Origin of the sequence: Myroides profundi (assembly GCF_000833025.1) — a bacterium.
In the GTDB taxonomy this organism is placed as follows: Bacteria; Bacteroidota; Bacteroidia; order Flavobacteriales; family Flavobacteriaceae; genus Flavobacterium; species Flavobacterium profundi_A.
This window is the reverse complement of record NZ_CP010817.1, coordinates 437,404-458,717: the sequence shown is the minus strand read 5'-3', so window position 1 is coordinate 458,717 and position 21,314 is coordinate 437,404. Positions and strand designations below refer to the sequence as shown.

Below are 21,314 nucleotides of genomic sequence, written 5' to 3'. Positions count from 1 at the left end.
ACGACATGGAAGAAATCTTAAAATATTTCCCTAATTTAACTCCTGAACAGATTGCTCAATTTGAGAAATTGGAAGAAGTATATACGGATTGGAATGCTAAAATTAACGTTATTTCACGTAAGGATATACATGAGCTATATACGAAGCATGTATTACATTCATTAGGTATCGCTAAGGTTATGGAGTTCCTTCCTGGAGCTAATATACTAGATGTAGGTACTGGTGGAGGTTTCCCTGGTATTCCTTTAGCTATATTATATCCAGAAACTAACTTTTACCTAATCGACATTATCGCGAAGAAGATACGCGTAGTTAATGAAGTAGTAAAAGCGCTAGACTTAAAGAACGTTAAAGCAGAACAAAAACGTGCCGAAACTATAGACGAGAAGTTTGACTTCATCGTAAGTAGAGCTGTTACGAATATGCCTGACTTCGTAGAGTGGATTAGACACAAAACGAAAAAAGAAAACAAGCATGAGTTTGACAATGGTATATTATACCTAAAAGGAGGTGACTTAACAGAAGAGCTTAAGGATTTCCCTAAAGCTGTTCAGTTTGACCTGACTCATATCTTCTCAGATGAATTCTTTGAAACGAAAAAAGTGGTTTACTTACCCTTAAAATATAAAGGATAAAAAGAAAGGGCTGTCTTATAGACGGCCCTTCTTCTTTTATTTACTATGCTTAACGAATAATAAGCAAGTATTCGTATTTCTGTGTAGCAAGTGGTTCGCCACACTACCTAAGAATATCTCTTTAAATCCTGTAGTACCCTTCACTCCCAGTATCAGCATATCCGCCTTTTTACTACGCGCATAAGCGATCAAGGAAGCTGATATGTTGCGTTCTCCAGCAGGAACAATATCTATATCAGAATAAGTAGCGTACTTCTTATTCCATTTCTCTTGTTTTTCTTTGATATCATCCTTCGTTACTTTCTCTAATTCTCTATTCGTCATCGTAGGGTAGAATCCCATATAAGACTTAGAGATATGTACCGCAGAATGCTCTATCTTCTGTCCCTTCGAATTATTCTTAAAACGATCTGCCCACATCATAATATCACTAGTATATCTAGAGAAGTCTATCGCATCAATCACAGTGGTTATAGGCACTTTAAACGTATCTGGTACTAATAATAATGCTGAAGGGAATATACGTACCAGCTTATCAGCCAGCGCACCAGTACCTTCTAGTTCCTGTTTATTACCTAGTACCATCAGATCATAAGAAGATTTCTTAGCTATATTCATAAAAGCAATCTCTGTATAACTCTCTACTGATACCAAGATTTCGAAATCATAACTCACTCCTGCTTCTGTGAAATACTGAGTAAGCTTATTCTTTATTTTCTCCTTAATAACAACAATGCTCTCTGGTTTAAGTAATTCCTTAGGTAACTCACCTACTTTAAGGTTGTGCACATAGGTTACTTTATTTATATCTAAAATCTGGTCTAGCACTTGCATATATTGCAACAGATATTGATCCATTGTAGACAAATCTAAACCAACTATTATATTTAATTTTTTATTTTTATCCATCCTTATTTGCTTTGTGGTTCATCTAATAGTTCTGCTATAATCTCTTTATAGCTCTTTTCTTCTTTTGACTTAGCCTTCTTAGACGATTTAGCTAACTCTTCTTTTAATCCTTTTTGTAAACTATAACACATCACCAGTAATATCACTGCAAAAGGCAGTCCTGTAATAATAACTGCTGTCTGTAAGGCATCAAGTCCTCCTCCCCATAATAATACGATAGCAATAATCCCTTGTGCAAAAGACCAAAAGACTCTCTGCCACACAGGAGACTCTCCATTACTACCTGAGGTAATATTATCTACAACTAATGAACCTGAATCAGAAGAGGTAATAAAGAAAGAGAAAATCAGAATAATCGCTACAATAGAAAGAAACTTAGTAAAAGGGAAGTTCTCTAAGAATACAAATAATGCTGTAGATACGTCAGCTTTAACCGCCGCTATCATCGTTACATCACCTGATAGAATAGTGTGCAATGCACTACCTCCGAATACATTCATCCATAATAAGGTAATCAACCCTGGTACAATCAACACCCCTAATACAAACTCTTTCACAGTACGCCCTTTAGAAATACGAGCAATAAAACTTCCTACAAAAGGTGACCATGCAATCCACCAAGCCCAATAGAATATAGTCCAGACATTCTGCCACCCAGAACCTAAGTAAGTATCATTCCATGTACTTATATCAATAAAATTAGCTAAATACGCTCCTGTATTCTCTACATACCCTTTCATGATAAATAGAGTCGGCCCAAGAATAAAGATTAGCAACATAAAACTGGCTGCGATATACATATTAGCATTACTAAGTATCTTAACTCCTTTATCTAATCCTGAAAAAACAGAAATAGTAGCGATACCAATCACAAACAGAATAATCCCAGCTTGCATCATAGGGCTTATCTCCCAACCATATAAATATTCTAAACCAGCTGTAATCTGTATTACCCCTAATCCTAAAGATGTAGATAATCCAAACACTGTAGCTAAAGCAGATAATATATCGATTATGTGTCCCCACCAACCATGGATTCTCTCTCCCCAGAAAGGGTAAAAAAGAGATCTAAAGGTCATAGGTAACTTTCTATTAAACCCAAAAAAGGCTAAAGCTAATCCAACCATCGCATAAATACCCCAAGCGTGTAATCCCCAGTGCAAACTCGTAAATTGCATAGCTTGTACAGCGGCTTCTATGTCTGTATCTACTGGTCTAGGAGTATTAAAGAAATGAGATACTGGCTCGGCAATACTAAAGAACATAATACCGATCCCCATACCTGTACTAAACAGCATGGCAAACCAAGATGCCTTAGTAAACTCTGGTTCTGCATCATCCCCTCCTAACCGTATTCTACCGAACTTACTAAAAGCAAGGTAGATAGCAAATATTAAAATAACATTCACTGTCACGACAAAGAACCAACCAAAGTTAGAAGTTACCGCTAATTGGGCAGCAGGAAACCACACCCCTACCTTTTCAGGAAAAAGGACACAGGTTAAGATTAAAGCTACTATTAATAATATTGAAGTGATAAAAACGGGTGGATTAATCACCAAGTTTTTGTTATCAAGTAATTTTTTAAACATGAGTTATACTATTTAAATTAATAATTATAACCCAGTACTTTAAAGATAAAAAAGGATCATTTTTCAGTAATCGAAAAATAATAAAAGCAAAAAGATAATAGTTTTTACTCAGTCGTTTTATAAGTGTTATTGGTAAATAGTGTTCTCTTAAAAACGATCCTAATAAAAAGGGACTTTTTTCTGCATTCGAAAAAAGATAAAAGCAAAATAGATAGTGTATTCTTACTTAGTAGTATATCCTGAACAACTCTTATCATGTCATTCATCATCGGTTATACATTCCCAATAAAAAGCACTGAATTGTATTCTAGTGTAAATTAAAAAAGGCGGTTAGCTCTTTTGCAACCGCCTTTTTATTATAATTTGATTATCCTAAGAAAGGATATTTATAATCAGTTGCAGGAACGAAAGTTTCTTTAATCGTTCTTGGTGATACCCAACGAAGTAAGTTAAGGATAGAACCCGCTTTATCGTTAGTACCAGAAGCTCTAGCACCACCGAATGGTTGTTGTCCTACTACAGCACCTGTTGGTTTGTCATTGATATAGAAGTTACCAGCACAGTTTACTAATGCTTCTGTAGCCTCTACGATAGCGTAACGACATCCAGAGAAGATAGCCCCTGTTAATGCATAGATAGAAGTCTCATCTACTAATTTTAATGTTTCAGACCATTTAGCATCTTCGTATACATAGATAGTTAATACAGGACCGAATAACTCAGTTTCCATCGTTGCATACTTAGGATTAGTAGTCAAGATAACTGTTGGCTCAATAAAGTAACCAATAGATTTATCATACTTACCTCCTAAGATTACTTCTGCATCTGCATCAGCTTTTGCTTGATCAATCGCTTTCGCTAATTTGTCAAATGAAGCTTCTGTAATCACAGACGAAACATAGTTACTTGGATCTTCTGGAGACCCCATTTTGATAGTAGCTAAATCAGCAGTCATATATTCTTTCACTTGATTCCATAATGAAGCTGGAACATAAGCTCTAGATGCTGCAGAACATTTTTGTCCTTGGTATTCAAAAGCACCTCTTGTAAGAGCTACTGCTACCTCTTTAGGACAAGCTGATGGATGAGCTACAACGAAATCCTTACCACCTGTTTCACCTACGATACGTGGGTAAGTTTTGTATTTATCGATGTTTTGACCGATTTGAGCCCACATACTGTTAAATACTCCTGTAGATCCTGTGAAGTGGATACCAGCGAAGTCAGGACTTGCTAATAACGTATCAGTGATCATTCCAGAGTTACCATATACTACGTTGATAACACCATCAGGTAAACCTGCAGCTTTAAACACCTCAACGATTACTCTTGCAGAGTAGATTTGAGTTGCAGCTGGTTTCCATACCACTACATTCCCCATCATAGCAGGAGCAGAAGGTAAGTTACCAGAGATAGCTGTAAAGTTAAAAGGAGTGATCGCATAGATAAATCCTTCTAATGGACGGTGCTCTAATCTGTTCCATACTCCATCTACAGAAGCTGGTTGCTCAGAATAGATTTGAGTCATATACTCTACGTTGAAACGTAAGAAGTCAATAAACTCACATGCAGAGTCGATCTCAGCTTGGTGTAATGTTTTTGCTTGAGCGATCATTGTAGCAGCATTGATCTTAGCACGGTAAGGACCAGCTAATAATTCAGCAGCTTTTAAGAAGATAGATGCTCTGTGTTCCCATGGCATTGCAGCCCATTTTTTTCTAGCTTCTAAAGCAGTAGCAATAGCTTTCTCTACTAATGCCTTATCAGCTTCGTGGTAAACACCTAATTTATGTTTGTGATCAAATGGAGGGAATAAATCTTTTGTATTTCCTGTTCTGATTTCTTCTCCACCAATGTATAATGGAATATCAACTGTTGTGTTGTATTGCTCTTTGAACGAGTTCAAAGTCAATTCTCTTTCTTTTGTTCCTGGTGCATAAGACTTAACTGGCTCATTGAACGCAGTTGGAACTTGATAGAATCCTTTTGACATATTACGCGTATTATTTATGTAGTTTCTAAATGAATAAGTACAAATATAACGAAAAAAAATGAAACCACTTTTCTCTAAAACGGTAAAAACATCTCCTTAACGATTTCAAAACATTGACTATCAATAGCCTTTTTACCATACTGTATTCTTCTAACTATCTGTTATACTTTACACTGAATACAAACCTAAGTGCGATTACTAATTAGTTTTTACAATCACACCAGAAGTAAATCAAAATATTTTTATGTAAATGAATCACACCCCATTAATATTCTTTAGAAAAAATAAAAAGCAAGTACCAAATCTATTTCAATTCAACCTGTATTAATCCACCACAGATAGTTTTGTAGTGATTTGCTAGGGGATTGCTTGAGGGTTTCTTGCACCTTTCTTCGAGAAAAAGGCCTTCTGGGCAAGGAAAGCCCAAGAAAACTCCTAGCAATCCCCTAAGAAGTGCAAGGAGAAGGTTATTATCTCATTCATAAATAGTAATCAAAATCAACACTTCCTTATTAGTTTAAAAATTTCACCAGCTATTTTTGCTTTAACCCATATATACATATTGATATCGCGTTAAAACGATACCGTTAGACACGAATAGAGTAATATATTAAAACAACTAAATACCCCCTCTAGCCTATCCACTATTTTTCGCTATTAACGCACCACTATTGACTTATAAAAAAACCACCTTTATGCAATTGCATAAAGGTGGTCAAAGCATTTTATTTTTAGTATACTAGTCACTCTATAAGAGTGCGTTCTTTATTATTTCTAATTCAATACGAAAGGAGCTACTAGCTTAAAGTTTGGGATTTCTACATTAAAATAAGTTTGGTTCGCTAGATTAAGTACCTCATAGAATCCCTGCATAGCTCCCATAGATGAGTTTAAGACGCATCCACTACTATATGTATATTTGGTACCAGGTTCTATAATAGGTTGTTCACCTACTACACCTTCCCCTTTTACTATCTGTACACTATTCAGAGCATCATAGATCTCCCATAGTCGCCCTTTCACCTGAATATAATCAGTAGAATTATTTTCAATTGTTATTTTATATGAAAAAGCATAGCATATCTTTTTTGATTTAAAAAAATTGCCTTCATACTCAGTATTTACAGATATTTTTATTCCCTTCGTCGTTTGTGAAATCATCTTTTCCATCTTAATAATTTACTATAAAAAACACATTGAATTCTTCGTTTTATCACAGTGTCTAATACACTATGTTCTCTGCACTCGCCTCACCTATCCCAATTACTCTATCGTGTAAATCATTATTGCCACGATAATAAACTAGAACTTGGTAACGATTAGTTGTCATTGCATAGTTCCCATCTGGTGCTATACTTGGATCAACAACACCATTTCGAACTGCTGTATAACTAAAATTAGTAAAACCTTGTTTCACTAAAATGATTTGTTCATAATATCCCTTCTCTTCGTTATACGTCATTTTGTTAGCAGGTACTAAGGCATAATCATTAAATAATCCTGTCACATAATAATCTATCCCTTTCTGTACATCCTCCTCTGGACGATAACTAAAATATACCCAGCTATACTCCGCTTCTATATTAGGGTTTCTTCCATTGATATTCCTAGGATAGAAACTTCCATTAATATCAGGAAAATAGGTATATCCTTTACTTTTTCGACTCTCGTTTGTATACAGATACGTGTTATAAATACCATTATCAGTTGTCACAGAACCGATCATATTATTCACCTGTCTGATATCGCTATTGTCAAAGTTTAGGAACTGATTCCCTGCCCAGAATTGAGTCTCATTCTCGTACTTATAGATAAGATCATTCCCCATCGTGTACTGAGGCTTAATATTCGTCAGATAAGAGTCCCATCTCCCATTCTGAAAGATCGCTATCTTTACATTCTGAATTGGATTTTGATATACAGCATCACCCAGTAATACACTAAACTCTACATTCTGCTTCGTCTCTATGACATCTAGATTCCTAGTTCTTTTAATCTGAATAGGTACATTAACTAGACTCTCATATAAGACAAACTTCCTTCTAATTACTACTTCGTCGTCTTCATTATAAATTTCCAATACATAATTACCACTCTTCAATATTCTATAACGTTGAGCAGGAAGCGTCAATTGATAGTTCGTATAATTCTGCAAAGTATTAAACGAGTTTTCATACGTCATAATACGTTGTCTATCTAATCCATCAATATACTCGATCTGTTTTAATTTCGATGGAGTCCAGTCATAGTTATAAGCCTTAACACGATAGAAATAATTACTATCATCTCCGTATAAGTCATCAAAAGCAAGCGTAAACTGATCCCCTATTTTAAAGAACGGTGTTACAGCTCTATTATTACTCATAAACCCTACTGACTTAATATAATCAGCAGTATAGTTCTGTGGAGATTGTGCCAATACGCACCCTACCCAAAGAAAAAAAAGAATAATAGACCAAACCTTATTTCGCATAATGACCATTTTAAACTAAACCGTTACTTCGTGCAAAAAAGATACAATTTTTTCGTTTAAAAAAACCATACTTTTCAATTTAAAGTCAGCAATATCAAATCTTTCTTGTTCATACTGTAAATGATCAGGTATGGCTACTACAGTCATCCCTGCATTTTTACCAGCTGTAGCCCCCGTGAAGGAATCTTCTACTACTAGACACTCTCTAGGCTCACTCCCTAGATTATGAGCTGCTCTTAAATACACATCTGGTGCAGGCTTACCATGTTCTACGTGATCTACAGAAACTATGGTTTGGAAGTAATCACGAATCCCTAATCTCTTCAAAACAGTATTAATCAAAGATTCTGGAGAATTAGTAGCCAGACCAATCTTCACTTTTCTCTCTTTTAGAAAATTCAATGTCTGAATTACACCTTCTTTTATTTCTCCTTCTGTACTAATTAACTCATCGACTCTATCAATCACCATTTGCTCCACCTCCTCAATGCTCTTTCCTTCCCATGGAAACAGGCTATACCACAGTTCAGTAACTGCTCTAGTCGTTTTGCCTTGTGTTTGGATCGCAATCTCTTCATCCCAAGTAGCCCCCATAGAAGTAAACACCTCTTGTTCTGCTTGTTGCCAAAAGCCTTCAGAGTCTATTAAAACTCCATCCATATCAAAAAGTACAGTAGTAATCAATGTATTCTTCATAATCTTTCTAAATAAGTACGAAGATACACAATAGGTTATAGATAGGGAAAGACATTAGACCTAAAAACACTATCTTTTTATATTACATAAAATCAATAGTGATAAACAATAAAAAAGTAGGTACTTATAAAATATAATTGTTCTATTATGGAAAAAAACAATACTTTTCAATAACTTTAATCTACATATCTAAACTAACTAGTATGGAAACTATCTATTCTATTAAATAATAGTTACAAATAAAGTCTATGTTACTACAACATCTCGGAAAAATACAGAAAGGATTATTAGTCACTTTACTCTTCGTAATTGCCTTAAATATATATTACGAATCAGGTTTAGTATATCATCCTAATACGCTTAACCCCTACCCTGATAATAGACTTAATGAAGAAGAGAAAAACTGGGTAAGCTTTGCTGGTAATCAATTTAAAGAAAACGGTACAGAAGTAAAGTTCTTCGAAGAAGGTAACTTCTGGGGGATGACGTATTATGTTACTTTAAAGAACAATAATTATCCTAATCCTATAAAAGAAATAGAATTTTATGATACCACATCTGACATAAAAGGTGAATTAACCAACACACAGTATAAAGATGCCCTTCTACGTGTTGACACCTCTATTCTATGCGGAAAATACGTTACCTTCTCAGACGATGCAGGTAATACAATGGTGGTAAGGACTAATCCTTTTGATTATGTTTATGAAAACAATTTTCAGATACCTACCATGTTATTCGTTTCTATATTAACACTAGTTATGGGAACATCCTTATTACCTGGAGCAGTCATACTAGGGTTAGCTACATGTGGATTAGTTGCTCTGACAGGTCTTTATTATTACTTGGTTATACTCATCCCCTTAGTTGCAATAACGACAGGTAGAGTACTAATGGTAACCTTAGCGAATAACAATAAATTCTTTGATTTCAAAAATAGGATAGCAGCATTAGTAATTTTCACAATAGTTATGGCCTACTATTCTTTCTTTCAAGATACTACATTCAAATGGATAACTGTTGTCGCTAATGTAATAATCAGCAGTATATACGCAGGATTAGGAATGTATCTGTTTCACCTAAGTATAAACCTTGCCAAGACATTATACATCTTTATCAAGTACCCAACACAATATGTAGTTAACTTATCTGCGACTAACTTAATCACAAATATAAATAGAGAAAAACCTACTCGTCAGCTTCCAAAATATTATGCTGATTTAGTTATTGATGACGCTTATAGTTTTACTAAAGTTGACATAGATGGTGCGCTTTATGGTTCAATAAAATTTGACAAACCATTCAACGACTTGAAGTATAAAACAGATGGTAAAAGTTTTATTCTGTATTACTAAATAACACTTACTTAAAACAAACAGGGATAATCTCACCCTCTGCTAGACAGTATTTAGTTACTTCCTCTGGAGTAAGTTTATGAATAAAGTCTTCTTCTACTACAGTGAAGCCGATCGCTCTTAACTTATCAAAATAATCACGTCCGTATACACGTACATGATCATATTGACCAAAGATAAGTGTACGCTCCTTAGGGTCTGTTATAGTATCATCCTGAAAGGTAGTTTCTCTAGACATATCTTGTGGGATTTGGAAGATTCCCATACCTCCAGGTCTAAGAATGCGATACAGTTCCTGCATAGCTTTCGTATCATCTGGAATATGCTCTAAGACATGATTACACAAAATCATATCAAAACTATTATCCTCAAAAGGTAAGTTACAAATATCCGCCTTCACATCTGCCAAAGGAGATTCTAGATCGGTAGTTGTATAATCTAAATTAGGTTGTTTTTTAAAGCGTTTATAGAACGCCTGCTCAGGTGCGAAGTGCAATACTTTTTTAGGAGTACTAAAGAAGTCGGTCTCACGCTGAAGATAAAGCCATAATAGGCGGTGTCTCTCTAGTGAAAGTGTACTAGGAGAAAGGACATTATTGCGTTGCTTCGCATATCCATAAGGCAAGAAAGTCTTGAAACTTTTACCATCAATAGGATCTGTATACACATCTCCTTTTAGGTACCATGCCATCATAGGTCGAACAACGTAACTCAACCGAATTAATATCGGTCGAGGCACAATGTTCAATATTGTTTTGAATAACTTCTTCATTAATAGAAATGAGTAATTACAGAACTAATGGTTTAGCTCTAAACTCATCTTCTTCATTACTAGTGATACCTAATGCTTGATAGATATATTGGTAAGTAGATAACAATTCTGGTTTACCATTTACTAATGCTACATCATGTTCGAAGTGAGCAGAAGGTTTTCCATCGCGAGTCACGATAGTCCATCCGTCATTCAGTTGTTTGATATTACGAGTACCTAAGTTAATCATAGGCTCGATAGCTACCACCATACCTTCTACGAACTTCTTACCTTTACCAGGCTTACCGTAGTTAGGCATTTCTGGAGATTCGTGCATCTTACGTCCAAGTCCATGACCTACTAGCTCACGTACTACCGTATACCCTTCTTTCTCACAGTAGCGTTGGATAGCACTACCTACATCTTCTACTCTATTTCCTAATTTGAATTCTCTAATACCTACGTATAAAGATTCTTTTGTAATCTGTAATAACTTTTTAGTAGCTGGATCTACATCACCTATCTCGAATGTATAAGCGTGATCTCCATAAAAACCATTCATCACTGTTCCACAGTCCACAGATACGATATCTCCTTCTTCTAAAGGACGATCTGTAGGTAATCCGTGTACAATCTGATCATTCACACTTGTCAACAAGGTAGAAGGACAACCATAAAGGCCTTTAAATCCTGGTACTGCTCCGTGATCTCTAATAAATTCTTCAGCTTTTGCATCAAGCTCTAAAGTCGTTACTCCTGGTTTTAGCTCTGTAGCTATCATACCTAATGTTTTAGAAACAAGCAATGCGCTTTGTCTCATCAACTCGATTTCTTCAAGAGTTTTTGGAATTATCATACCTTAAAATTTTATATCCTACAAAATTACACTATTACAGTTAATGAAAAAAATGATTAGCCACACTTTTTACTTGCCTTATAAAGACTAATGCTTTACTTTTAAGGAAACATTTGTCTAAATACACAAAATTACACACAAAATGAATTACACAACAGCACAAGAAGCAGCTAAGCTGATCAAGTCGGGTGACAGAGTTTACGTACATGCAGTAGCCTGTACGCCTAATCATATCATTGATGCTATTGTAGAAAGATCGTCCGAATTAAGAAATGTAGAGTTCTGTCATATCCATACTTTAGGCAAAGCCCCTTATGCTGATCCAAAATATAGAGAAAGTTTCTTTGTGAATTCTTTCTTTACTGGTGGTAACGTTAGACACACTATACGAGAAGGTAATGGTACTTATACTCCCGTATTCCTAAGTGAGCTACCGATGCTGTTTGACAGTGGTCTTGTTCCTTTAGACGTAGCCTTAATACAAGTTTCTCCACCTGATGAGAACGGCTTTTGTACATTAGGAACTTCTGTCGTTGCGGCACAAGCGGCTATTCGAACAGCCAAGATAGTTATAGCACAGGTCAATAAATTCATGCCTCGCACTTTTGGAGATGCGCTTGTACACATCTCTAAGATTAATACATTAGTACAGCATGATACACCACTTCTGACAGAATACAGTTCTGACTTTAGTGAGGTAGAAGATAAAATAGGACAATACATCGCTTCTATGATAGAAGATGGTAGTACCTTACAGATGGGGATTGGTTCTATACCTGATGCCGTTCTTCAAAAACTGAAAGGGCATAAGAACCTAGGATTACACACAGAAATGTTTGCAGATGGTGTTGTTGATTTAATTGAAGCAGGAGCCTTAAACTGTTCTCAACAAACTACTTCTAATGGCAAAGCTATCTCTACATTCTTTATCGGAACAGAGAGGCTATATAACTATGTAGATAACAATCCATTCTTTGAACTTAGAGAATGTTCATATACGAACGATCCATTTGTGATTCGTCAGAATCCTAAGATGATAGCGATTAACTCTGCTGTAGAAATAGATGTTACAGGACAAATATGTGCAGATTCTATCGGAGCGAATATCTACTCAGGTGTAGGTGGACAAGTTGACTTTATGAGAGGTGCTACGCTAAGTAAAGGAGGAAAAGCTATCATAGCACTTTCTGCTACTACTAAAAAAGGAGGAAACAAGATAGTTCCATTCCTTAAACAAGGAGCAGGAGTGGTAACATCTCGTGCACATGCTCAATACATCGTGACAGAATATGGAGTAGCTGACCTAAGAGGTAAGTCTATTATAGATAGAGTACACGCTCTAGCGAATATTGCTCACCCAGATTTCAGAGAAGATATTTTAAGAGAATACTTTGACAATACTAGAAACAAATAACTGACATTTATAGATGTACGCTATTCTTAACCTACATTAAGCAATGGAAATCAGCCTATAACGTATCTTTGTAGTATTAAAATCATAAAGCTATGAACACAAAAATTATATACACAGCAGATAGTAGAGGATATGCTAACCACGGATGGCTAAAATCTCATCACACCTTTAGCTTTGCTAACTATCGAAACAACGAAAGAATACACTTCGGTGTGTTACGTGTACTTAACGATGATCAGGTAGCTGCAGGTATGGGATTCGGTACACATCCTCATGATAATATGGAGATTATATCTATTCCTTTATCTGGAAGTCTTTCACATAAAGATAGTATGGGTAATGGTACGATTATAAATGAAGGTGAAATACAAGTCATGAGTGCAGGAACAGGAGTTCAACACAGTGAGTTTAACCCTGATGAGAATAAAGAGAGTAAGTTCTTACAAATATGGATATTCCCTGATAAACTAAATGTAAAACCACGTTATGATCAACTAAAATTAAACAAAGAAGATCGCGTGAATCAATGGGATCAAATCCTTTCTCCTAATCCTGACGATAAGGGAGTATGGATTCATCAGAATGCTTGGTTCCACATGGCTGATCTAGATCAAGGTAAAGAACTATCTTATGAATTAAAAGATAAGTCTAATGGTATCTTCTTATTTGTTCTAGAAGGAGATATTACTTTAGGTGAAGATAAGTTACACAGAAGAGATGCTATTGGTTTTGATGGAGAAGATACTTTCACAATCAAAGCAAATGAGAAAAGTCAAATATTAGTTATGGAGATACCTATGGAACTACCTAGTTATTTACAATAAATACCAATAAAAAAGCTCGCTAGATGATAGCGAGCTTTTTAAATATCTATATTAACCGTTTTTAAGGTTTCTTACTTCCTCATCCGTTAAATGTCTCCATTTACCTCTTGGTAGATTCCATTTTGTTAACTGACCATACATCACACGGTCAAGTTTAATAACATTATATCCTAAAGATTCGAATATAGCACGTACCAACTTCACATTAGATGCTTTTAGCTTAATACCGATCTCTGTCTTAGGTTGATCATCTACATAAGATACTTCTTCTACGAATACACGACGCTCATCGATATAAACTCCTTTTTTAATCTTTTCTAGATCTTCATATTTAAGGTTTTTATCTAATGATACATGATATAATTTAGAAGAACGAGAATCAGTAGAGTTTAACTTCTGTAATAAATTAGTATCATTCGTGAATAGCATTAGACCAATAGTAGTCTTATCCATACGACCGACAGGAGCTAAAGGATATTTAGAAGCTCCTTTTAATAAACTTAATACATTCTCAGCTGATACGATTGGCTCATTAATAGTAGCGAATCCTTTCGGTTTATTTAATAATACATAAGTCAATTTCTCTGGTGTCAATACTGTACCATCAAAATTCACGATATCTGTTTTCTTTACTTTATAACCTAATTCAGTAACTACCACTCCATTCACAGTCACGTTTCCAGACACGATATAGATATCTGCCTCACGACGTGAACACACTCCAGAGTTACCGATATATTTATTTAGACGTACTTCGTCTGTTTCTTTAGGTGTATTTTTTACTCTTGGTTTACTATCAAATTTCTTTGCAGTATTAGCACCATACGTTTTATTTCCTTCTTTATTATTGTCAAATGATCTTTTCTTGCTATCATTTCCCCCATAAGTCTTTTTAGCTCCATCCTTAGAACCAAAAGACTTCTTTCCCGCTGCATTTCTATTTCCTGAGCGATTCGATTTATTATTTCCTGAATTCGACCTACCGTTATTCATATCTAAAGATTTTTGCAAAGATAGTTTTATTCTATGCATTTATTAATATAACTCTAAAAGTTTACACAACTTTTAATACTATAAAGTTTCTTCTAGCAGTACTTTGCCACTAATTACCACATCTGGGTCTATTAGCATAATCGAGAATACTCCTAATAAAATCAACAGTTTTAAACTAATATGTAAACTGTGATACTGTTCTATTTCCTTGGATGTCCATAATCTGTATAAGAACAAGATTAATACGATAATACTTAGATAGAAGTAATATACCATATACCCAAGGTTCTCTTTATTGACTAAAAAATAGATCGGTATCAGTGTCAATACTGTCACCACTGTGATTACTTCTTTCGCTACTCTATCTCCAAATCGAACAGGAATAGTCTGATAATCATTGGCGAAGTCTCCTTTAATATTCTCCATATCTTTTATCAACTCCCTGATTAGAATTACTAAATACAGAAAAGCTGCATGTAGAAAGATAGAAGGATAATAGAACCTGAAATGCATCAAGATACTAAAGAAAGGCAATATCGCTAATAATGAAGCAGTAAGATTACCTATAATAGGATACTTCTTAAGCTTATGAGAATAAAACCACAACAGAAATATATAAGCAGAAAAGAATGCTGACACATGCCAAGACACAGGAAATACAATTCCTACAGCCAAGAAGTTCAACGCAAAGTAGACACGCAATTTTGTTGCCTGACTCACTAGTCGATCTAACATAGACTTTATCGGCCTATTAATTAAATCTTTTTCTGCATCATAAAAATTATTAATGATATACCCTCCTGCGATAGCTAAGGAAGATCCAAAGATAATTAGAAAGAGTTTCCAATCTAAAATCACGTCTAACGCCCTAAGTTCAGGTGCGAATATAAAGATAGACGCTAAGTACTGTGCTAGTACTATAATAAAAATATTATAACCTCTCACAACAGAGAACAAGCTGAATATTTTAGCTAAGAGTAGTTTATTTTTCCTAGATAACATTATCTCTTGTTTCAATTTTATATCGCTACTGCGAAAGGTTATAACATCTATTTTTTCATATCTGAATTAGAATTGATATACAACTTCTAATTTATAATCTTTTAAAGACTCTTTTGCCTTTTCGATATCAGCAGTAAATCCTAAGATATAACCACCTCCACCAGAGCCACATAATTTTAAATAGTAATCGTTAGTCTCGATTCCTTTTTGCCATACACTGTGGAACTGTTCTGGAATCATTGGCTTAAAGTGATTAAACACCACATTAGACAATAACTTCGTATTACTAAATAGTGATTTCACGTCTCCTTTTAAGAAGTTCTCTACACAAGCATCTGTATATTTCACGAACTGATCTTTCAACATCTGACGGAAACCTTGATCTTTTAGGTTCTCCATAAAGATCGTAATCATCGGTGCAGTCTCTCCTACGATACCCGAATCTATTAAGAACACAGCTCCTTTTCCATCTACGCTTTGAGAAGGAATACCTGCTGGCTCGATATTATCTTTAGAATTGATTAGGATAGGCAGGCTTAAATAACTGTTTAGTGGATCTAACCCTGAACTCGTTCCATGGAAGAATGCTTCCATTTTTCCGAAGATTCCTTTTAATACTAAAAGTTTATCCTTAGTCAAGTTCTCTAGAACAGTAACTTTATCATAAGCATACTGATCATAAATAGCAGCTACTAATGCCCCACTACTCCCTACACCGTATCCTTGTGGAATACTAGAATCAAAGTACAATCCTTGTTCTATCTCAGCGTTTAAACGCTCTAGATCAAACTGTACTAAAGTAGGTTCTTGCTCTTGCAAATCATGTAGATATGCTGCAAAGTTTTTTAAACTCTGATTAGACTTTAAAGATACTCCTTCTAGATTCTCTTCCATCTTTAATGCTCCCTTATAGAAATTATAAGGAATAGATAATCCTTTAGAGTCTTTAATAATCCCATATTCCCCAAAAAGAAGAATTTTTGAATAAAATAATGGTCCTTTCATAGCTGTTATTGTAAATTCACGTTGCAAAAATACACATAATATTCGCACACCGTCTTTTTTACTACTTTATTTTTATAAATATCTGTTTTTAAAGCCATAAACACAATGTCTACACCCATTTTGACAGCATTGTCCTTTCATTAAATGATACAATTCTGTGAATACAAAATACTCATTTTCCATATAATAATGTACTCCTTCTTCCATCTCACTTCTGCGTTTTGGAAAAGGCTTTCCTTTTGAAGAAACGACCATTTCATCAAACTTAGTCAAACAATTATTACATAAACATTTATGAAAAGAACCTGCTAAAAAAACACGTGTATCATTAGATATACTCACTTTAGTACAGTCACATTGTTTAATATCCTCCGTATTACAGACGATTGTACTCTTACAGTGCGTACACACTCTATTCTCACTCATAATCTATTACTTCATTGTGGTGATATTAAAGAACTGCATCTCACCATTACCTTCTAATTCTACCACACCATCGACTACTTGCCCATTAGCACGCTTCTTAGAAACCTTCACGTTGTTCTTACCCATTTCTAAAGGGATACGAACATAGTTTATTTGCGCAGGCAGGGTCTGCCAGTTACGCGTATCTGCTTTCTCTGAAAACAGGTTAAACAACTGTACTCCTAGCCCTATTCCTTCTAATATTGCATTAGCATCACTGTCTTTACTAGTCGATCTTGCCGCAGCTTTTACCGCATATTCAGCTGATTTCTTAACAGCCATTCTCGTCAGTATCTTTCCTAATTCTTTACCTGCACGTTCTTTTAAAGTCAATACAGCTAAAGCATCTATATCCTCCGCCTTTTCGAATGGTAATACATACGTATCTTTTACTGTAACAGAAGCCTCTGTATATGGCAACGGTTGAACAATATACTTAGGATAAGCAATATTAACACTGTGTATATCGCTCAAATTAGTCTTACCAGCAATACCAAAATCCAATGGAATCACAAATCCTAATGCATTCGTAAAAACTAACGATCCTGAGTCTCCTTTTGCTAGCGTGAAGAAAAGGTTTTCTTGTTCTTTAATTGGAGCCCTACCGTTCTCCCAAAACACAACCACATCTCCCCCATTACTTACAGGAACATCTTTTAACTTCAACTTAAACTCCTTCTCATACTTTGCGACATCACCTGCGAATCCCATTTTATCTGCCATACGCATAACATCGTATTTTAGGGTAGTAGGCATTTTTACACCATAATACACTCCATCACCAGATTGATAGGTTTCAACAGCGTTTCTATACGCTATAAAAGCATCGTTATAGTTCTTGCTTTGTTCATAGATTAACCCTTGTAAATTAAGCGAGAAAGCATCTTTCGAATAACGTGTAGCCTTATCATTATATTTATCACCTTGAGCATAGTTCTGTAGTGAGATACGTCTAGCTTCTACTATAGCCTCATTCGGTTTACCGAGATACATATAGTTTAACGCTTTATAGTAATGGATCATAAATATCTCAAACTCTTCTCCTTTATAATTTTGAGACATAGAGTTAAGGAATAATCCTACTGCTAAATCACCTGTAGTAGAAAGTCCGTCTTCTACCAATAAATCTGCCTGGTTAAAATATTTATTACTTGCTTCGTAATCTCCTCTTAAGTGTGCTACTTTTCCTTTTTCCATATAAAAAAGCAATAGATTACGAGGCTTTTGTAATAAAGCATTTTTATCTAAAGCTTTGTCTGCTAGATCTAGTTCAGAAGCACCTACTTTCTGATAATAGTCTGTTATACGGTCATGATACGAAGCACATCCAAACACGAAAAACATCATTGCAAAGAGCAATGATGTTTTTATAACAGAATATATGGTTCTACTTGAAACCATCTATTTTACTTTAAATTAGTTTTTTACGTACTTAGCGATTTTCTTTTCACCAATCCAAACTACTTCATTTGTTTGAATATTTGTCAACTCTAAGTTAACTTGATAGTAAACCACTTTTTTCTTTTTGTGAGAATCTACGATAGAATTGATAGAACCTTGCAACATAAAGTCAGCTCCTTGTTCTAAACCGAATTGTTTCATAGATGATGATGATGCATTCGTTTGTTGATCTGCACGTTCACCACGTAATTCCTCACGTTTTTTACCTCCTTGAACTAAACGTACTCTTTGTGAACGAATAAATGCTTGTTCCACATCTTTTACGAACGTCTCAGCTTCAATATGCTCATGGCTCTTATTATAAACCATACCTACAATAACCACAGGCTTCTCTCCTTTATTCTCTTCACGGAAGTTAAAGATCCATGGCTCTTCTAATATTTGCTGAGTCATTTGGTCAGCTACCTCTCTAGAGTCAGAGTTATTCCATCTTCCACTAATGTCGATAGTTTCTTCTGTACTTACTCTAGTTACTTGACGTCCACATGATGTAATAGCCAGTCCTGAAACAGCTAATATTGCAGCTAATGCTATACGTTTAATTTGCATAATCCTATTATTTGTTTTTCTTTATGTTTTTTTCCTAATTCTTAAATAGAGAACCACCAGTTACCAGTTCTAAAACCAATATTTGGTCTCCATGTATTCCAGTTATTCCATCCAGAATAATAGCTATTATAGTTACCATAATACCCATTGTCATAGCTATAGTAACTTCTACCATATTTAGCACGAGCCATGCGTTCTTCATGTCTCCATTGCTTTTTCTGAGCTTTGCGCTCCATCTTAGCCTCGTACCAATCGTACGCTTTATAAGTATCCTGTACAGTAGTACTTAAAGTCGCAGTCAGAGAATCTTTCTGTGCCATATACTTTACCATACTTACTCTATAATTAGGGTTTTGATCTGGTGCTAACTCTTGTGCATAAGTTGCTTGACTAAATAGTAAGCTACCTAGTGCTAAACCAAAAATTGTCATTAACTTTCTCATATCTTCAATATTTATATTAGTATATGCAATTAGCATACCGTAGTATAAAGTTACAAAAAATTATTTAATTATTTCTGAACCGAATCCAACTTTATCATCTATATACTGTTCATTCTGACAGAACTGCGCCAATTCTTGTCTTATAAATGTCTGTACAAAGTCTTTGTCCCCTTCTGGGTATAGAACGTGTACATTTGCCCCAGCATCAAGTGTAAAGCACACATTGATTGATGTTTTTTCTCTAAATGCCCAAATTTTCTCGATGATCTGAAGCGTATTTGACTTCATTAAGATAAAATAAGGCATAGAAGTCATCATCATTGCGTGTAGAGTCAATGCTTCGCTCTCTACTAACGCTACAAACTCCGTTAAATTACCTTCTATTAATATTTTTTTCAATCGAGCTAGATTCTCATGAGCTTGTTCAAAGCGTTGTGCTGCATAAGGGTGATTGTGCATCAGATCATGCCCCACTGTACTAGACACTTTCTTCTCTCCTTTATCCACTAACAAGATAGTATCACAATACCCCTTAAAGATAGGGTGTACCTCAAAAGGGAAATTCACTCCATATAAATCTGTACTTCCTGGTATATCTCGTTGCTCTCCCCATACTACTACACTCCCCGTTATACTTCTACATGCACTACCTGATCCAAGACGAGCTAAAAAAGAAGCTTTCTGGTCAAAATAGTCTTCTGTCATATCCACATTCAACTTTCTTTCTAATGACATAATATTCACTGCCATCGCTGCCATGCCAGACGCAGAAGAAGCTATCCCTGAACTATGAGGGAACGTATTTTTAGTATCTATCGTGAAGTGATAATACTCGATATAAGGACAGTATTTTAGAATTCTCTCAAAAAACTTCTGAATCTTCGGCTTAAACTCTTCTTTAGACTGTCCTTCGAACAAAAGATCAAAACTGATCCCTTTATCCGCTTTCGCGCTATAGCTTAATGTCGTTTCTGTCTTACAATTGTTTAAAGTAAAACTCAAAGACGGGTTAGCAGGAATCTGATTCTCCTTTTTACCCCAATACTTAACTAAAGCGATATTACTAGGAGAGCTCCATGAGAATGTCCCCTCCTTTACTTGATTAACATCTATATCTTGGCTAAAAATAAAGTCTTCTATATTCATTGTTCATCGATTTCTAAACAACAAAAATAACATCTTTTATTAATAGCCCCTCTATTCTTTAAGAAACTTATCTTTTTTAGAACAGCACTAAGATAAAAGAGCTAATGATTTACACCTATATAATTAGCTCTTTACTTATACTTAACTTCCTTTATCTATAAATCAAATTCATAATCAAAATGACCAAAACAGCCATCCAATGAAACAAGATTGTATACCAGAACTTCTTCTTGCTAGGGTTTGCCATTTCACGAATAGCCAGAATCACTCGATCTTTTATAATCTCACTGATATTTAGCTTCGGATCGTTAAAAGGGATATCATCTACCTTCAGCTTTTTAAACCCATAAATCAACAATTTCTTCACCCATTTATTCTCGCTCTGATTTTTAATATTATTGATAATCTGCATTTGTATCAAAGAGAAATCAAACCCTTTTTGCATCCAGTTTTGTTTATTAGACGTTGAGACATCACTAATGACTTTATCTAATGCTCTATCTATTAATGGATACAGCAGACTCTCACCTTTGTCAGTCAATAATCTATTTGCTACTCTTTTAACAGCATGAAAACTCGCCATAGAAAAGACAAAGTAATTACTAATCGCTATAAGAGTCAATAAGATACTCTGGATAGGTGCAATCATAAGGACCACGAATATAGCCATTATACCTGCCGAACCACCCAAATTACCAGGTTGGTTATAAGGCCCATAAATAACAAAAGACCGATAGTAAAAGAAAACACTG

General features: G+C 35.0%; 21 protein-coding genes. 4 read left to right on the top strand and 17 right to left on the bottom strand.

Annotated elements, in window-relative coordinates; translation table 11 throughout:
* The first annotated feature begins 5 nt into the window (after positions 1 to 5).
* Complete coding sequence (rsmG, locus tag MPR_RS02120; protein WP_041888744.1) at positions 6 to 635, top strand: 16S rRNA (guanine(527)-N(7))-methyltransferase RsmG; 630 nt, start codon at positions 6 to 8, stop codon at positions 633 to 635.
* 36 nt (positions 636 to 671) lie between these two features.
* On the opposite strand, the gene MPR_RS02115 is transcribed toward rsmG, so the two are convergent.
* The 6 genes from MPR_RS02115 to hxpB all read right to left on the bottom strand — a co-directional run bounded on the left by MPR_RS02115 (position 672) and on the right by hxpB (position 8,298).
* Entirely contained in the window at positions 672 to 1,544 is an 873-nt protein-coding gene (locus tag MPR_RS02115) for a universal stress protein (RefSeq protein WP_041888742.1), read from the bottom strand.
* 2 nt (positions 1,545 to 1,546) lie between these two features.
* A complete protein-coding gene (gene tmaT / locus MPR_RS02110; RefSeq protein WP_041888740.1) occupies positions 1,547 to 3,136 on the bottom strand; it encodes a trimethylamine transporter TmaT in 1,590 nt (529 codons plus the stop codon).
* A gap of 367 nt (positions 3,137 to 3,503) precedes the next feature.
* Positions 3,504 to 5,129 carry an L-glutamate gamma-semialdehyde dehydrogenase gene (gene pruA / locus MPR_RS02105; protein ID WP_006257480.1) on the bottom strand — a complete coding sequence of 542 codons (1,626 nt, stop codon included), beginning with the start codon at positions 5,127 to 5,129 and terminating at the stop codon, positions 3,504 to 3,506.
* A gap of 774 nt (positions 5,130 to 5,903) precedes the next feature.
* Positions 5,904 to 6,299: a Co2+/Mg2+ efflux protein ApaG gene (gene apaG / locus MPR_RS02100; RefSeq protein ID WP_006262728.1), complete on the bottom strand. Its 396-nt coding sequence runs from the start codon at positions 6,297 to 6,299 to the stop codon at positions 5,904 to 5,906.
* 52 nt (positions 6,300 to 6,351) lie between these two features.
* A complete protein-coding gene (locus MPR_RS02095; RefSeq protein WP_041888738.1) occupies positions 6,352 to 7,602 on the bottom strand; it encodes a type IX secretion system plug protein in 1,251 nt (416 codons plus the stop codon).
* A 15-nt stretch (positions 7,603 to 7,617) separates the two neighbouring features.
* Positions 7,618 to 8,298, bottom strand: coding sequence for a hexitol phosphatase HxpB (gene hxpB, locus MPR_RS02090; RefSeq protein ID WP_025125734.1), 681 nt, complete (start codon positions 8,296 to 8,298; stop codon positions 7,618 to 7,620).
* 248 nt (positions 8,299 to 8,546) lie between these two features.
* On the opposite strand from hxpB, the gene MPR_RS02085 reads away from it, so the two are divergent.
* Positions 8,547 to 9,653 carry a hypothetical protein gene (locus MPR_RS02085; RefSeq protein WP_041888736.1) on the top strand — a complete coding sequence of 369 codons (1,107 nt, stop codon included), beginning with the start codon at positions 8,547 to 8,549 and terminating at the stop codon, positions 9,651 to 9,653.
* A 7-nt stretch (positions 9,654 to 9,660) separates the two neighbouring features.
* On the opposite strand, the gene MPR_RS02080 is transcribed toward MPR_RS02085, so the two are convergent.
* Both MPR_RS02080 and map read right to left on the bottom strand, forming a co-directional pair.
* Entirely contained in the window at positions 9,661 to 10,425 is a 765-nt protein-coding gene (locus MPR_RS02080) for a class I SAM-dependent methyltransferase (protein WP_041888734.1), read from the bottom strand.
* A 16-nt stretch (positions 10,426 to 10,441) separates the two neighbouring features.
* Complete coding sequence (gene map / locus MPR_RS02075; RefSeq protein ID WP_006257485.1) at positions 10,442 to 11,260, bottom strand: type I methionyl aminopeptidase; 819 nt, start codon at positions 11,258 to 11,260, stop codon at positions 10,442 to 10,444.
* A 142-nt stretch (positions 11,261 to 11,402) separates the two neighbouring features.
* Between map and MPR_RS02070 the strand changes: the two genes are divergently transcribed.
* The gene (locus MPR_RS02070; RefSeq protein WP_006262726.1) at positions 11,403 to 12,674 is read left to right on the top strand and encodes an acetyl-CoA hydrolase/transferase family protein; all 1,272 of its coding nucleotides are present in this window, start codon (positions 11,403 to 11,405) and stop codon (positions 12,672 to 12,674) included.
* Between the two features lie 92 nt (positions 12,675 to 12,766).
* Positions 12,767 to 13,498, top strand: a complete 732-nt coding sequence (locus MPR_RS02065) for a pirin family protein (RefSeq protein WP_041888732.1) — start codon at positions 12,767 to 12,769, stop codon at positions 13,496 to 13,498.
* A 51-nt stretch (positions 13,499 to 13,549) separates the two neighbouring features.
* On the opposite strand, the gene MPR_RS02060 is transcribed toward MPR_RS02065, so the two are convergent.
* From MPR_RS02060 to MPR_RS18855, 9 genes are all read right to left on the bottom strand, one after another.
* A complete protein-coding gene (locus MPR_RS02060; RefSeq protein ID WP_006266251.1) occupies positions 13,550 to 14,491 on the bottom strand; it encodes a pseudouridine synthase in 942 nt (313 codons plus the stop codon).
* Positions 14,492 to 14,569: 78 nt separating this feature from the next.
* Entirely contained in the window at positions 14,570 to 15,493 is a 924-nt protein-coding gene (locus MPR_RS02055) for a geranylgeranylglycerol-phosphate geranylgeranyltransferase (protein WP_041888730.1), read from the bottom strand.
* Between the two features lie 66 nt (positions 15,494 to 15,559).
* Positions 15,560 to 16,498, bottom strand: a complete 939-nt coding sequence (locus tag MPR_RS02050; protein ID WP_025125731.1) for a mevalonate kinase family protein — start codon at positions 16,496 to 16,498, stop codon at positions 15,560 to 15,562.
* A 72-nt stretch (positions 16,499 to 16,570) separates the two neighbouring features.
* Positions 16,571 to 16,924, bottom strand: coding sequence for a C1orf53 family protein (locus MPR_RS02045; RefSeq protein WP_041888729.1), 354 nt, complete (start codon positions 16,922 to 16,924; stop codon positions 16,571 to 16,573).
* A gap of 6 nt (positions 16,925 to 16,930) precedes the next feature.
* Positions 16,931 to 18,364, bottom strand: a complete 1,434-nt coding sequence (locus MPR_RS02040) for a COG3014 family protein (protein WP_041888727.1) — start codon at positions 18,362 to 18,364, stop codon at positions 16,931 to 16,933.
* 15 nt (positions 18,365 to 18,379) lie between these two features.
* Entirely contained in the window at positions 18,380 to 18,973 is a 594-nt protein-coding gene (locus tag MPR_RS02035) for a penicillin-binding protein activator LpoB (protein WP_041888725.1), read from the bottom strand.
* A 41-nt stretch (positions 18,974 to 19,014) separates the two neighbouring features.
* A complete protein-coding gene (locus MPR_RS02030; RefSeq protein WP_235280504.1) occupies positions 19,015 to 19,416 on the bottom strand; it encodes a hypothetical protein in 402 nt (133 codons plus the stop codon).
* Between the two features lie 60 nt (positions 19,417 to 19,476).
* Positions 19,477 to 20,562 (bottom strand): diphosphomevalonate decarboxylase, encoded by a 1,086-nt coding sequence (locus MPR_RS02025; protein ID WP_041888721.1) that lies wholly within the window; start codon positions 20,560 to 20,562, stop codon positions 19,477 to 19,479.
* A 151-nt stretch (positions 20,563 to 20,713) separates the two neighbouring features.
* Positions 20,714 to 21,211, bottom strand: a complete 498-nt coding sequence (locus MPR_RS18855) for a hypothetical protein (RefSeq protein ID WP_235280503.1) — start codon at positions 21,209 to 21,211, stop codon at positions 20,714 to 20,716.
* Between the last annotated feature and the right edge of the window lie 103 nt (positions 21,212 to 21,314).

What these genes read in the sequence shown, in the direction of transcription:
- tmaT (WP_041888740.1), bottom strand. Translation starts at nt 3,136, where the DNA reads ATGTTTAAAAAATTACTTGATAACAAAAACTTGGTGATTAATCCACCC.
- MPR_RS02115 (WP_041888742.1), bottom strand. Translation starts at nt 1,544, where the DNA reads ATGGATAAAAATAAAAAATTAAATATAATAGTTGGTTTAGATTTGTCT.
- MPR_RS02050 (WP_025125731.1), bottom strand. Translation starts at nt 16,498, where the DNA reads ATGAAAGGACCATTATTTTATTCAAAAATTCTTCTTTTTGGGGAATAT.
- MPR_RS02045 (WP_041888729.1), bottom strand. Translation starts at nt 16,924, where the DNA reads ATGAGTGAGAATAGAGTGTGTACGCACTGTAAGAGTACAATCGTCTGT.
- MPR_RS02095 (WP_041888738.1), bottom strand. Translation starts at nt 7,602, where the DNA reads ATGCGAAATAAGGTTTGGTCTATTATTCTTTTTTTTCTTTGGGTAGGG.
- MPR_RS18855 (WP_235280503.1), bottom strand. Translation starts at nt 21,211, where the DNA reads ATGATTGCACCTATCCAGAGTATCTTATTGACTCTTATAGCGATTAGT.
- MPR_RS02065 (WP_041888732.1), top strand. Translation starts at nt 12,767, where the DNA reads ATGAACACAAAAATTATATACACAGCAGATAGTAGAGGATATGCTAAC.
- MPR_RS02030 (WP_235280504.1), bottom strand. Translation starts at nt 19,416, where the DNA reads ATGAGAAAGTTAATGACAATTTTTGGTTTAGCACTAGGTAGCTTACTA.
- map (WP_006257485.1), bottom strand. Translation starts at nt 11,260, where the DNA reads ATGATAATTCCAAAAACTCTTGAAGAAATCGAGTTGATGAGACAAAGC.
- MPR_RS02055 (WP_041888730.1), bottom strand. Translation starts at nt 15,493, where the DNA reads ATGTTATCTAGGAAAAATAAACTACTCTTAGCTAAAATATTCAGCTTG.
- MPR_RS02080 (WP_041888734.1), bottom strand. Translation starts at nt 10,425, where the DNA reads ATGAAGAAGTTATTCAAAACAATATTGAACATTGTGCCTCGACCGATA.
- apaG (WP_006262728.1), bottom strand. Translation starts at nt 6,299, where the DNA reads ATGGAAAAGATGATTTCACAAACGACGAAGGGAATAAAAATATCTGTA.
- MPR_RS02060 (WP_006266251.1), bottom strand. Translation starts at nt 14,491, where the DNA reads ATGAATAACGGTAGGTCGAATTCAGGAAATAATAAATCGAATCGCTCA.
- MPR_RS02070 (WP_006262726.1), top strand. Translation starts at nt 11,403, where the DNA reads ATGAATTACACAACAGCACAAGAAGCAGCTAAGCTGATCAAGTCGGGT.
- pruA (WP_006257480.1), bottom strand. Translation starts at nt 5,129, where the DNA reads ATGTCAAAAGGATTCTATCAAGTTCCAACTGCGTTCAATGAGCCAGTT.
- MPR_RS02040 (WP_041888727.1), bottom strand. Translation starts at nt 18,364, where the DNA reads ATGGTTTCAAGTAGAACCATATATTCTGTTATAAAAACATCATTGCTC.
- hxpB (WP_025125734.1), bottom strand. Translation starts at nt 8,298, where the DNA reads ATGAAGAATACATTGATTACTACTGTACTTTTTGATATGGATGGAGTT.
- rsmG (WP_041888744.1), top strand. Translation starts at nt 6, where the DNA reads ATGGAAGAAATCTTAAAATATTTCCCTAATTTAACTCCTGAACAGATT.
- MPR_RS02085 (WP_041888736.1), top strand. Translation starts at nt 8,547, where the DNA reads ATGTTACTACAACATCTCGGAAAAATACAGAAAGGATTATTAGTCACT.
- MPR_RS02035 (WP_041888725.1), bottom strand. Translation starts at nt 18,973, where the DNA reads ATGCAAATTAAACGTATAGCATTAGCTGCAATATTAGCTGTTTCAGGA.
- MPR_RS02025 (WP_041888721.1), bottom strand. Translation starts at nt 20,562, where the DNA reads ATGAATATAGAAGACTTTATTTTTAGCCAAGATATAGATGTTAATCAA.